Source organism: Echinicola shivajiensis (genome assembly GCF_018642165.1).
In the GTDB taxonomy this organism is placed as follows: Bacteria; Bacteroidota; Bacteroidia; order Cytophagales; family Cyclobacteriaceae; genus Echinicola; species Echinicola shivajiensis.
Genome location: NZ_JAHHZM010000001.1, coordinates 456,002 through 468,473, shown reverse-complemented (window position 1 = coordinate 468,473; position 12,472 = coordinate 456,002). Strand labels below are relative to the sequence as shown.

At 41.0% G+C, this 12,472-nt stretch carries 6 protein-coding genes; 3 read left to right on the top strand and 3 right to left on the bottom strand.

The features are described 5' to 3' along the window. Nucleotides 1–359: 359 nt before the first annotated feature. Nucleotides 360–1,133, bottom strand: coding sequence for a hypothetical protein (locus KMW37_RS01810; RefSeq protein WP_215222888.1), 774 nt, complete (start codon nucleotides 1,131–1,133; stop codon nucleotides 360–362). An 830-nt stretch (nucleotides 1,134–1,963) separates the two neighbouring features. Between KMW37_RS01810 and KMW37_RS01805 the strand changes: the two genes are divergently transcribed. The 3 genes from KMW37_RS01805 (at nucleotide 1,964) to KMW37_RS01795 (ending at nucleotide 9,126) form a co-directional block, all read left to right on the top strand. Continuing rightward, nucleotides 1,964–4,360, top strand: a complete 2,397-nt coding sequence (locus KMW37_RS01805; RefSeq protein WP_215222887.1) for a glycoside hydrolase family 3 N-terminal domain-containing protein — start codon at nucleotides 1,964–1,966, stop codon at nucleotides 4,358–4,360. Nucleotides 4,361–4,570: 210 nt separating this feature from the next. Then, nucleotides 4,571–6,865: a family 20 glycosylhydrolase gene (locus KMW37_RS01800; RefSeq protein ID WP_215222886.1), complete on the top strand. Its 2,295-nt coding sequence runs from the start codon at nucleotides 4,571–4,573 to the stop codon at nucleotides 6,863–6,865. Nucleotides 6,866–6,891: 26 nt separating this feature from the next. Beyond that, nucleotides 6,892–9,126 (top strand): GH92 family glycosyl hydrolase, encoded by a 2,235-nt coding sequence (locus KMW37_RS01795; RefSeq protein WP_215222885.1) that lies wholly within the window; start codon nucleotides 6,892–6,894, stop codon nucleotides 9,124–9,126. A 51-nt stretch (nucleotides 9,127–9,177) separates the two neighbouring features. Here the strand turns inward: KMW37_RS01795 and KMW37_RS01790 are convergent, their stop codons facing one another. Both KMW37_RS01790 and KMW37_RS01785 read right to left on the bottom strand, forming a co-directional pair. Continuing rightward, nucleotides 9,178–9,780, bottom strand: coding sequence for a ribonuclease HII (locus tag KMW37_RS01790; protein ID WP_215222884.1), 603 nt, complete (start codon nucleotides 9,778–9,780; stop codon nucleotides 9,178–9,180). Beyond that, a complete protein-coding gene (locus tag KMW37_RS01785; RefSeq protein ID WP_215222883.1) occupies nucleotides 9,752–12,424 on the bottom strand; it encodes an MGH1-like glycoside hydrolase domain-containing protein in 2,673 nt (890 codons plus the stop codon). Before KMW37_RS01785 ends, KMW37_RS01790 begins: the two co-directional genes overlap by 29 nt. Nucleotides 12,425–12,472: the final 48 nt, after the last annotated feature.

The window sequence follows — 12,472 nt, the reverse complement described above, 5'->3', positions numbered from 1 at the left end:
GGAAGGCCTTTTGTGTTTTAGAGGTGGCAGTTGGTAGCATGTATCGAGTATCAAGTAGCAAAGGAGAAAAAAGAATAACGAAGAAAGAATAAAGAGAAGGCTGCGTCATCGCGAGACCGACTGAGGGAGGGCGTGGCGATCCCGTAATAGGGTGTGAGATCGCTTCGCAAGCTCTCGTGACGAATTAGTCATGAGCTAAACTGGGGGGATGAATGGGGTTGGTTAGGACAGTTGTTTTTTGGGTGATGAGAAAGGATTGAGTCGGAGACTCAGGGTTAGGGCGTTCCGCGGCACAGCCGCGGAACAACGGGTTACTAAGGTAATTCGAGCTTATGAGGGGGTAGAGGACAGTGAAAAGGCTAGTCAGAAGGCTTATCCAACTCGCTCTCTTCAATTTCATTTATATTAAAAGTATATTTGTGAGGCTCATATATTAACTGGTCGCTTCTAATATCTTTTAACAATCCATGGTTTATTAACGTTGAGATATATTCTTGATTTTTATGAAAATAGTTAGAATATAACATTAAAACCTTTTCATTCCTTGAAAGAATAAAGCCCAAAATAGGCACCTTATTAAAATCTTCATATTTAACAATATGCTCGGATATACCATTAATCATATTTAAAAAATTATCGTACTGTCCAGATTTATAAAATGAACTCCCCTCAACACCTACGATGAATGCTTTTTTAAAAAGTCTCTCATCATTACTGCACAACTTTCCATCCTCACCATTTTGAACCATTAATTTAACTTCCTCTTTTGCTATATAAGCTTTTAAATTTTTCAAAAACTCATCAATAGCTTTTTCTCCATAATTGTTTCCATAGTAAGTAGATTTCTTGGATTCTCTGACTAACTCAAAATAAGTAAAAAAGCTATTTTCCCCTTTCTGATAATTAAATTGATCCTGTTGTCCTTGAAATGCTATATATACAAAAATAAATCCGGCCAAAGCTCCTAATGGACCAGATGTTCCTCCTACAAAGGCCGCATATTCTTTAAAATCATATTCAAGATCAAGTGTAAAATGCCCAACGATTGGAAATAGAAACATCAATACTGCAGCTCCTGCCAATGCTTGTGCAAAAACAGTGTACCTTCTGATTTTTTTATTCTCATTCTCCATAAACCAAAAATATAAAAATTCCCTAGCTTCCAACCATGTCCAGCATCCCCGCACTTTTACAGGGATTGGTAGATCGTGTGAGATAGGATTTATTAAGAATTCTGGATATCCGTAATTGCACCAGTAAGGGTTACCATTCAAAATATGTTCTCAAAAGTAGCCCATATCTAACCGAAATAAAGAATTAAATCAGTGTAAATCTGTGGAATCCGTGAGAAATAAGGTTACTGGTGTCAAAACGGAGTATCAAGTAGCAAAGGGGAGAAAAGAATAAAGAGAAGGCTGCGTCATCGCAATCCGTCAAGGCCTTTAGGTTTGTAGGGTAAAGTAAAAATATGTAGCTGATTTAGATTAGATTCAGGGTTTTCTAAAATCCATCCGTGTTCATCCCCTCCATCTGTGGTTCCAAACTTTTTTATGATTCGCTTCAAGTGATAATAAGGAATTAAGACCAATTTTTAAAGTGAACTTGGAATGCCTTATTATTGCCTGTTTTTGGAATTGCAAATTCCTTTTATTCTTTGTTCCGCATTACAAATGCTGAACAGCAAGTATAGATCAACTTATATTTTTTGGGGAAGTTTAGTTGCGGATAATACTGGAAAGCATAATCGTTTTAGCGTAGTAAAAAGTGATTTTTTTAGCTGGGGAATTGTGCTGTGCTTTCAAAAAAATGCTTTGGTTTTCTTTCGTTTTATTTCCTTTTATCAAAAAACGGATGATATCTGGGATATTTTCGATATTCTCTTTTTACTTTACTAAAAAAATAATTAAATAGCTTTCCGTTTGGGGCATCTACTGCCCTCAATAATCAAAAATCTCCGTTTATCATGTTCAAAAATATTTCTCCCCTAGCTGCCCTAAAAAATGCCATAGCGGGAGGCCTTTTGATGGCCTTCAGCATTAGTGCGTTTGGACAAAAAGGTCAAGTTGCCTATAAACAAAAAGACTTACTAGTAGAAGAGCGAGTATCAGATCTGCTCAGCAGGATGACCTTAGAAGAAAAAGTAGGTCAATTATCTACGCTTTTGGGCTGGGAAATGTATGAGAAAACCGGAGATGGTGCTGAAGTTAGCGACGCTTTTAAGGAAGCCATACAGGAAAGAAATATAGGAATGTTATGGGCGACATTGAGGGCCGATCCTTGGACCCAAAAAACTTTGGAGAGCGGATTACAGCCCAAGCAAGCTGCAATAGCTACCAATGCCATGCAGCGGTATGTGATGGAAAACACCCGATTGGGAATTCCCATGCTTTTAGCGGAAGAATGCCCTCATGGACATATGGCCATTGGAACGACGGTATTTCCTACTTCCATAGGTCAAGCAAGTACTTGGAATCCTGAGCTGATACAAGATATGGCTTCTGTCATTGCGCTAGAAGCAAGGTTACAAGGTGGGCACATCGGTTATGGTCCAGTGCTGGATTTGGCTAGGGAGCCAAGATGGTCCAGAGTGGAAGAAACTTATGGAGAAGATCCGTATTTGAATGGGCAGATGGGGATAGCCATGGTTAAAGGATTTCAAGGTGAGTCCATTGCTTCAGGTGAAAATGTGATTTCTACCTTAAAGCATTTTACCGCTTATGGTGTGCCTGAAGGTGGACATAATGGAACCAGTGTGAGTGTGGGTGACCGTGAGCTTCACCAAAGCTATTTGCCTCCATTTAAAGATGCTGTACAAGCAGGTGCTTTATCCGTAATGACCGCCTATAATTCCATCGATGGAATACCGTGTACTTCCAATGGATATTTGCTCAATGATGTTTTAAGGGATGATTGGGGATTTAATGGCTTTGTGGTTTCTGACCTGGGAAGTATCAGTGGGTTAAAGGGAAGCCACCATGTAGCAGCGACTTTGGAAGATGCGGCCCAACTGGCTATCAATGCTGGCGTGGATTCGGATTTGGGCGGATATGGATTTGATAAAAACCTTTATGCTGCTATCCAAAGCGGAAAGGTAGATATGGGTGTTTTGGATCAGGCAGTAGCCAGGGTTTTAAGATTGAAATTTGAAATGGGACTGTTTGAGAACCCTTATGTTGACCCTGAATTGGCAGCTCAAAAAGTGAGGTCAGCAGCACATATTGCTTTGGCAAGAAGGGTGGCAAAGGAATCAGTGGTCTTGCTGAAGAATGAGAACGCTACTTTACCATTGAGCAAGAAATTAAATAAGATAGCCGTAATCGGTCCCAATGCAGATAATATTTATAATCAGCTAGGGGATTATACGGCACCTCAAGCCAATAGTAATATTGTAACTGTTTTGGAAGGTATCCAGGCCAAGGTAGGCAAGGATGTTCAGGTGGATTATATCAGAGGCTGTGCGGTTCGAGATACCACACAAAGTCAAATTGAGGAAGCTGCTGCTTTAGCTGTCCAAGCAGATGTAGCTGTAGTTGTATTGGGTGGTAGCAGTGCTAGGGATTTTGATACAGAATATGAGGAAACTGCTGCAGCCAAGGTGAGTGGAACCAAGGAAGGCGAGGTTATCAGTGATATGGAAAGTGGAGAAGGCTTTGACCGTATGACTTTAGACTTGCTAGGTGATCAAATGAAGCTTTTAAAGGCCATAAAGAAGACAGGAACTCCAGTAGTATTGGTGATGATCAAGGGCAGACCGCTTAACTTGAACTGGGCAGACGAGAATATTCCTGCTATCCTGGATGCTTGGTACCCTGGCCAAGAAGGGGGCAATGCCATAGCTGATGTGCTTTTTGGAGATTATAACCCTGCAGGTAGACTTTCTGTATCTGTTCCGCGTTCAGTAGGACAGCTTCCAGTTTATTATAATTATAAAAACCCTAAGAGGCATGATTATGTAGAGGGCAGTGCGGAGCCACTTTATGCTTTTGGGCATGGCCTTAGTTATTCCGAGTTTGCGTATGCTGACCTCAGTATAGCAACAGAGGGTAATGCGCAAGATGCCAAAGTAAAAGTGAGTTTCAGTGTGTCAAATACCAGTGATGTGGATGGGGAAGAAGTTGTACAGTTATATATAAAGGACCTGGTCAGCAGTACGGTAAGACCATTGATGGAACTGAAGCGCTTTGATAAGGTTAATGTTCCAGCTGGTAAGCAGCAAAGCATCCAATTTGAGTTGACTTCAGAAGATTTACAGGTTTTGGATGTCAAAATGAATAAGCTTGTAGAGCCTGGTACGTTTAAAATCTTGGTGGGAAGATCTTCTAGGGATATCCGTTTAGAAGGAGAGTTTCAGTTAGACTAAGTGATGTTTCCTGAATAATAAAGAATGCATTGGAGCATGTTTTATTGGCCCTGTAAAAATGAAATTACTTTGAAAATTCCCGAGCAAGAATTTTAAGTGTTGAAATATCCTTGTTTTGTATTTCAATTAAAACCAAAACAGTAATTAGTTCGAAAAGGGGGAAGGGTGTAAATTGCTCCCATATCCTTTTCATTTTGTATTTAATAAATCATGATTAAAAAAATCACCCTTTGTTTGAGTATGGCGCTGCTATTTGTGGCGGCAATGGCTCAGAATGCTGAGCATCTATCCAAAAGATACCCTCTTATTCCTTATCCTGCTGAGCTGACAGCGAAAGATGGATACTTTAAACTATCTGGATCAACAGCGATTGAGTTTGAAAGCGGAGAGCTAGATTTGAGTAATGAAGTTTCATTCTTACAGGAGATGCTATCTGCATATGATTTGGATAAAGATGGTTCTTCCAATGGAGAAATATTATTGTTATTTTCAAATGAGGTAAGTGCCGAAGAAGGATATGTTCTCGCTATTTCAAATGAGCAAGTGGTGATTAAGGCCAGCACCCAAACTGGTTTTTTTAGAGGTATTCAAGCCTTTGGGCAATTATTGCCAGTGAACCTTTCAGGTGAGAAACTAGCTGAGCTTGAAGTGCCGGCTGTAGAAATAAATGATGCGCCCAAGTATGATTGGCGAGGGATGCATATTGATGTGTCAAGACACTTTTTTACCAAAGAATATATTAAGAAGTTTATTGATAGACTGGCGAGATACCAGATTAACAAACTTCATATGCACTTGACAGATGATCAAGGTTGGAGAATCGAAATCAAACAATTCCCCAAGCTGACGGATGTAGGAGCTTGGAGAACTTATAATAAGCACGATACCATATGTATGGAGCGTGCAGAAACTAATCCGGACTATATTATTGACCCTTGGAATATCAAAGAAGTAGATGGCAAGGAAGTTTATGGTGGTTTTTACACCCAAGAGGATATTAAAGAAATTATCGCTTATGCAGGCAAACACCATATAGAGGTGGTTCCAGAAATAGATATGCCAGGACATATGAGTGCCGCGGTAAGGGCTTATCCTTATTTGACAGGTGATCAGAAGACTGAGTGGGGAGAGTTGTTCTCAAGTCCTTTGAACCCTTGTCAGGAAAGTACCTATGAGTTTGCTGAAAAGGTTTTGGATGAGATCATGGCCTTGTTTCCGAGCAAGTATGTACATATTGGAGCGGATGAAGTGGACAGAGAGTTTTGGGAAACTTCAATGTGTGAGGAATGGATGAAAGAAAATGGAATCGAAGATGTGGATAAGCTGCAAAGCTTTTTTGTGAACCATATGGAAGCTTATGTGAAATCCAAAGGGAAGCAATTGATTGTTTGGGATGATGCTTTGGCAGGAGGAATCAGCCCGACAGCCCATGTAATGTATTGGAGGAGCTGGGTTAAAAAAGCCCCTTTCAGAGCAGTTGAAAATGGTAATGAGATCATTATGTCCCCAGTGGGTGGAGGTCTTTATTTTGATTATGCGCCGGATAAGAGCTCTTTGAGAAAAGTATATACCGTGAGTATTGTACCAGAGGGTTTTACTGCAGAGCAGGCCAATAAAGTCATTGGGGGCCAAGCCAATATCTGGACCGAATATATCCCTTCTGAGGCAAGGGCTGATTATATGTATATGCCTAGGATGACGGCTTTGGCAGAAAGACTTTGGTCGGATCCTAAGGATTTTGAAGGATACCAAGAAAGGTTGAACAAGCATTTTGCTTGGATGCAGAAGGAAGGCATCAACTACCGTTTGCCAGACTTGAATGGCATAGCTGATAAGAATATGTTTGTGGGAAAAGGAAAATTGGACGTAAGTGCTCCCGTAGATTTCTTGACCATAAAGTACACAACAGATGGTACTGACCCAGAAATGGATGATAAAGTTTTGGAAAAACCTCTGAAAGTAAAGTCAGATACAGATTTTAAAGTGGCAGCTTTCGGGCCTTCAGGAAATCGGGGAGATGTATATGAGGTGCCTTACAGAAAAACAACTTACCTGAAAGCCATAAACGAGAGTGAGGTTGGAGGTAGCAATGGGCTTACCATGCATTTCCACAAGGGGACATTCAAGCAAACCGCACTAATGGATGATCATCAGGAAGATGAAGTGAGGTTAATGGAGCAATTGAGTATTCCAGAAGATTTAGCAAAAGGTGCTTTTGGAGCTGAGTTTATAGGTTATATCAATGTTCCAGAAAAGAGAATCTATGACTTTATTTTGACCAGTGATGATGGTAGTAAACTATATATTGGAGGTCGTGAAATTATTGATAATGATGGATTTCACCCCGCTAAAGAAGTAAGCGGTCAGGTTGCTTTGAATGCTGGACTTCATCCAATAGAGTTGGACTTTATTGAAGGTGGAGGGGGGCACACCCTTATCTTGGAATACATCGACGAGAATGGTGAGAGAAAAGCTGTTCCTGCCGATTGGTACATTTCCAATTAATCCTTAAAAATAGAAAAGGAAAAGATATGAATTTTAAACAAGTTGCAATTCTGTTGCTATCTGGACTGGTAGGTTTTTCATGTAGCCAAAAGGTTCAATATGAAGAAGCCATTGGAGATCATGAGTTTGAGTTGACACAATATGTCAATCAATACATTGGTTCTGGAGGGCATGGCCATGTGTTTGTGGGAGCCAATGTACCTTTTGGAGGAGTACAGTTGGGGCCGGTGAATCTGACCGAAGGTTGGGACTGGTGCTCAGGTTACCATATTTCAGATTCAACCCTTATAGGGTTTGCCCATACCCATTTGAGTGGTACCGGAATTGGTGATCTAGGCGATGTATTGGTAATGCCGATAGTAGGAAATACCAAGGTATATAAAGGTGATCCAGAGCAGCCAGAGACGGGATATTTTTCCTATTTCTCCCATGATAATGAGGAAGTGAAACCAGGGTATTATGCGGTAAAGGTAGATAGATATGATGTCTTTGCAGAAATGACCGCTACCGAAAGGGTGGGCTTCCATCGCTATACTTTTCCGGCAAGTAAGGAGTCCAAAATACTCATCAACTTGAAGCAGGGGATTGGTTGGGACAGTCCAACAGATACCCATATTCGAATGGTGAATGATACCACTATTTCAGGTTATCGTCACTCAAAGGGTTGGGCAGTTGATCAAAAATTGTTTTTTACAGCAGTTTTGTCCAAGCCTATTCAATCCATCGAGCTTTTTGATATGGATGAACCTCTTGCTGGCAAGGAGCATACAGCCAAGGCCGTAAAGGCTTTGTTGGGCTTTGAAACTGAGCAGGATGAGGTAGTGGAAATGAAAGTGGCTATCTCTCCGGTAAGCGAAGAAAATGCCCTTTTGAACCTGCAAGAAGAATTGCCTCATTGGGATTTTGATAAGGTGGTTACAGATGCAGATAAGGCTTGGAATCATGAGCTCAACAAGATTCAAGTGGAAATGAAGGAGAAAGATGAATTGGTGAAGTTTTATACAGCATTGTACCATACTATGATTGCTCCTTCAGTATTTAATGATGTAAATGGAGATTATAGGGGTGCCGATGGTGAGGTGAGGAATGATCAAACATTTACCAATTTGACGACCTTCTCTTTATGGGATATTTACAGAGGCTGTAGTCCACTGTATACCATTACCCAACAGGACAGAATGGTGGATATGGTGGCGTCCATGTTAAAGATCTATGAGCAACAAGGGAAATTACCGGTATGGCATTTAATGGGCAATGAGACCAATACCATGCCCGGCTATAGCGCTGTTCCCATCATCGTTGATGCTTATTTGAAAGGGATTCCCATGGATGCTGAACTGGCATTTGAAGCTGTGAAAACTACGGCAATGGGGGATGAATTCGGGTTGGATAAAGTGAAAGAGTTAGGATATATCCCAGCAGATGATGAAGTGGAGAATGTTTCCAAGGGATTGGAATATGCACTTTCTGATTGGAGCATTGCCCAAATGGCTAAGGCCATGGGTAAGGAAGAGGATTATGAATATTTCTCAAAAAGGGGGCAGTACTATAAAAATTACTTCGACCCAGAGGTCGGTTTTATGAGAGGCAAAGTTTCCGATACAGAATGGAGAGAACCTTTTAGTCCATTTACTTCCATACATATGAAGGGGGATTTCACAGAAGGTAATTCCTGGCAATATACTTTCTTGGTGCCTCAGGATGTAGAAGGTTTGATTGAGTTGGTAGGGGGCAAAGAAGCTTTTGTTTCCAAGTTGGATTCCTTATTCATTGTAGAAGGAGATATGGGAGAGGAAGCTTCCAGCGATATCACCGGTTTGATTGGCCAATATGCTCAGGGGAATGAGCCAAGTCACCATGTTACCTATATGTATGGCTACGTGGACCAGCAATACAAGACGGCTGAAAAAGTAAGGTATATTTTAAAGGAGCTGTATGCTAATGATCCTGATGGATTGAGTGGAAATGAAGATGTAGGACAGATGTCTGCTTGGTTGGTGCTTTCCTCCCTTGGCTTCTATCCAGTTAACCCTGCTGGAGGGACTTATGTTTGGGGAAGCCCAACAGTGGATCAGGCTGTAATTCATATGGATAATGGAAACACCTTGGAATTGAAAGTTAAAAACAACTCTTCAGAAAATATTTATATCCAAAATATCACTTTTGATGGAGAGCCATATAGCACCCAATTCCTGATGCATGAGGATTTGGTAAAAGGAGGTGAAATCATCATTGAGATGGGGAATACTCCGAAAAAGTAATGGTCGAAAAAATAAAAAAAATCCCAAGGTAATCGCCTTGGGATTTTTTGTTTAAAAACCGATTTCTAATTGATCGGGTAATAATTTGAAGGATTTTCTGTGGATTGGGGTGGAACCCAATTCTAAAATGCCTTGTCGGTGCTGCTTGGTAGGGTAACCTGCATTTTTCTCCCATCCATAGCCAGGATACTCCTTGGCGTATTCAGCCATTAAGTTATCCCTGTGGACTTTCGCCAAAATGGATGCAGCTGCAATACTTGCATATTTTCCATCACCCTTTATAATACAGTCATAAGGGATGTCAAGTTTACTTTTGAATCGGTTTCCATCTATCAACAGGTGCTCAGGAGCTGTGTTTAAATCCTCTATAGCCCTGCTCATGGCCAGGAAGGATGCATTAAGTATATTGATTTGATCAATTTCTTCCACGGAAGATTCCGCCACTGCCCAAGCGATGGACTTGTCTTTGATTTCCTGTATCAACCCTTCCCGGTTGCCTTTACTGAGCTTTTTGGAGTCGTTGATCAGTTCATTGGCAAAGTCATTGGGAAGGATCACAGCTGCAGCGACCACTGGTCCACAAAGGCAACCTCTGCCCACTTCATCACATCCGGCTTCTAACCTGTTAGCTTCTAAATAAGGTAACAACTTCATCTTCTACTTTTTCTTCTCTGGGATAATATTTATGAATCATTTCGGCGATCAGTCCCGTCCACCCAGTTTGGTGGGAAGCCCCAAGTCCCTTGCCATTGTCACCATGGAAATACTCAAAAAAGAGGATATAGTCCCTGAAATGCGGGTCATTTTGCATTTTTTCATTGTCCCCGAAAACAGGCCTTTTACCTTCTTGGTTTCTTCTGAATATATCTATATTTCTTAGAGACAGTTCTTTGGCTATGATGTCCAAGGTGATGAATTTTCCCGAACCGGTTGGGTATTCGATAGGGAAGTCTCCGCCATAATAGTAATTGAATTTCTTCAAGGATTCCATGATCAACCAGTTGATTGGAAACCAAATGGGACCTCGCCAGTTCGAATTGCCTCCAAACATTCTTGTATCTGATTCTCCAGGAGTGTACTTGACCGTGTGTTTCTCACCATTGAGTTTCATGGAGTAAGGGTGGTCTTTATGGTATTTAGATACCGATCTAATTCCATAGTCAGAAAGAAACTCCTCAGGATCCAAAAGCTTGTTCAATAAGCTTTTCATCCGGTGACCACGCAAAAGGGAGAACAAGTGTCGTTTGTCCTTGCCTGGTTCTATCCAGTTGGATACCAGGGAAGCCAGTTTTGGCTTTTCCTTTAGGAAGAAGTCCAAACGGTGTTTGAATTCGGTTAGGTTTTCATACATTTCTTCCTTTATAGGTTCCACAGCAAATAAAGGTATAAGGCCGACAATGGACCTTACTTTCATCCTTTTAGGCGCCTTATCATCAATATGGAGAACATCGTAAAAGAAATTATCCTCATCATCCCAAAGACTAATGTTCTGTCCAGAGATATTGTTCATGGCGCCTGCGATATAAAGAAAATGCTCCAAGAACTTGGTGGCAGTGTATTGATATACTTTGTTCTTTTCGCAAAGGTCCAGGGAAATCCTTAACATATTTAGACAAAACATGGCCATCCAAGAGGTGGCATCCGCTTGTTCTAGTTTGGCTCCGAATTGGTCTACATGTGAGCGGTCAAAAAGGCTGACATTGTCCAGTCCTAAAAAACCACCCTCAAAGATATTCTGTCCGTCGCTATCCTTTTGGTTTACCCACCAGGTGAAGTTGAGCATGAGTTTATGCAGTGCCCTTTCAAGGAATTCATAATCTCCAACTCCTCCATTCATTTTTTTATCTATCTGGAAGACCCTTTGGATAGCATAAGCGTGAATAGGGGGGTTGACATCATTAAAATTCCATTCATAGGCAGGTATCTGGCCATTGGGATGCATATACCATTCACTTAGGAGTACCAATAACTGGTCTTTTGCGAATTGGGGATCCATTCTGGCAATAGGGATGCAGTGGAAGGCCAGATCCCAGGCCGCATACCAAGGGTATTCCCATTTGTCAGGCATGGATATTATATCATAATTCTGCAGATGACGCCAATTATGATTTCTGCCTTTTTTCCTTTCCACGGGTGGTACATAGCGTCCAGGGTCACCTTCAAGCCAACGTTCTACATTATAGTAGTAAAACTGTTTTCCCCACATCATTCCCGCATAAGCCTGTCTTTGAATATTCCTTAGTTCTTCATCGGTAACATGACCTTGAAGGCTAAGATAAAATTCATCAGCATCATGGATTCGATTTTGGATAATCTCATCACAATCTTCCATGTTTACAGGGCTTGCCTTACGTTTCATCCTAAAGGTTACCTCTTCCGATTGGCCAGCTGGAATGACGATTTTATATAGGCCTGCAGCTTTGGTTCCGAAATTGTCCGGATTAAGGTGCTTTGTTTTGCCCTCTATGACATAGTCATTGATGGCATCTTTTAAGAATTTCTTTTGGTTTCCAATATCATATAACTTCTCCCTATTGGTTTCGTTATCGCAGAATAATAACTCTGGATTTCCGTCAAAGTGGAAGTGGTAATTTCCTGACTTTGGTGAAAAGGCCAGTATTTGATTGTCCGATTTCTTGGAGAGTTTGGGCAGAAAAGGTTCATGTCCCGTAAACCAGGTTTTTCTAAACCAAATAGTGGGCATCACCCAAATGGTCGCATCCTTATTGCTCCTGTTATGAATAGTAGCTCTAGAAACGATATCCTCAAAGTCCTCTTTGGCATATTCAATGAAAATGTCAAAGTACTCATCCTTATCAAAAATGCCCGTATCTATGATTTCGTATTCAGGATCCAGTTTTCCTCTTCTGTAATTTTCTTCTTCTAAATCTCTATATGGGAATTCATTTTGGGGGTATTTATAGAGCATTTTCATATAACTATGAGAAGGAGTGCTATCGAGATAATAGTATAACTCTTTCACGTCTTCTCCATGATTTCCCTGATTCCCCGTAAGGCCAAATAAGCGTTCTTTGATCATAGGGTCTTTGCCGTTCCAAAAGCCCCAAGCCAAGCAAAGTTTTTGTTTATGGTCACTAAAGCCACCGATCCCTTCTTCCCCCCATCGATAGGCTTTGCTTCTTGCATCCTCATGAGTGACATTCTCCCAAGCAGAACCATCTGCGCTGTAATCCTCTCTCACAGTACCCCACTGTCGCTCAGTTAAATATGGCCCCCATTTTTTCCAATGTTTGACCCTGTCCTGATCTTCTTTAAGTCTTAGTCTCTCTATATTCATGGAAATAATTTCAGGTCTTAAATCTTGAATTTACAAGTATTTTTAGAA

What these genes read in the sequence shown, in the direction of transcription:
- KMW37_RS01790 (WP_215222884.1), bottom strand. Translation starts at nt 9,780, where the DNA reads ATGAAGTTGTTACCTTATTTAGAAGCTAACAGGTTAGAAGCCGGATGT.
- KMW37_RS01785 (WP_215222883.1), bottom strand. Translation starts at nt 12,424, where the DNA reads ATGAATATAGAGAGACTAAGACTTAAAGAAGATCAGGACAGGGTCAAA.
- KMW37_RS01805 (WP_215222887.1), top strand. Translation starts at nt 1,964, where the DNA reads ATGTTCAAAAATATTTCTCCCCTAGCTGCCCTAAAAAATGCCATAGCG.
- KMW37_RS01800 (WP_215222886.1), top strand. Translation starts at nt 4,571, where the DNA reads ATGATTAAAAAAATCACCCTTTGTTTGAGTATGGCGCTGCTATTTGTG.
- KMW37_RS01795 (WP_215222885.1), top strand. Translation starts at nt 6,892, where the DNA reads ATGAATTTTAAACAAGTTGCAATTCTGTTGCTATCTGGACTGGTAGGT.
- KMW37_RS01810 (WP_215222888.1), bottom strand. Translation starts at nt 1,133, where the DNA reads ATGGAGAATGAGAATAAAAAAATCAGAAGGTACACTGTTTTTGCACAA.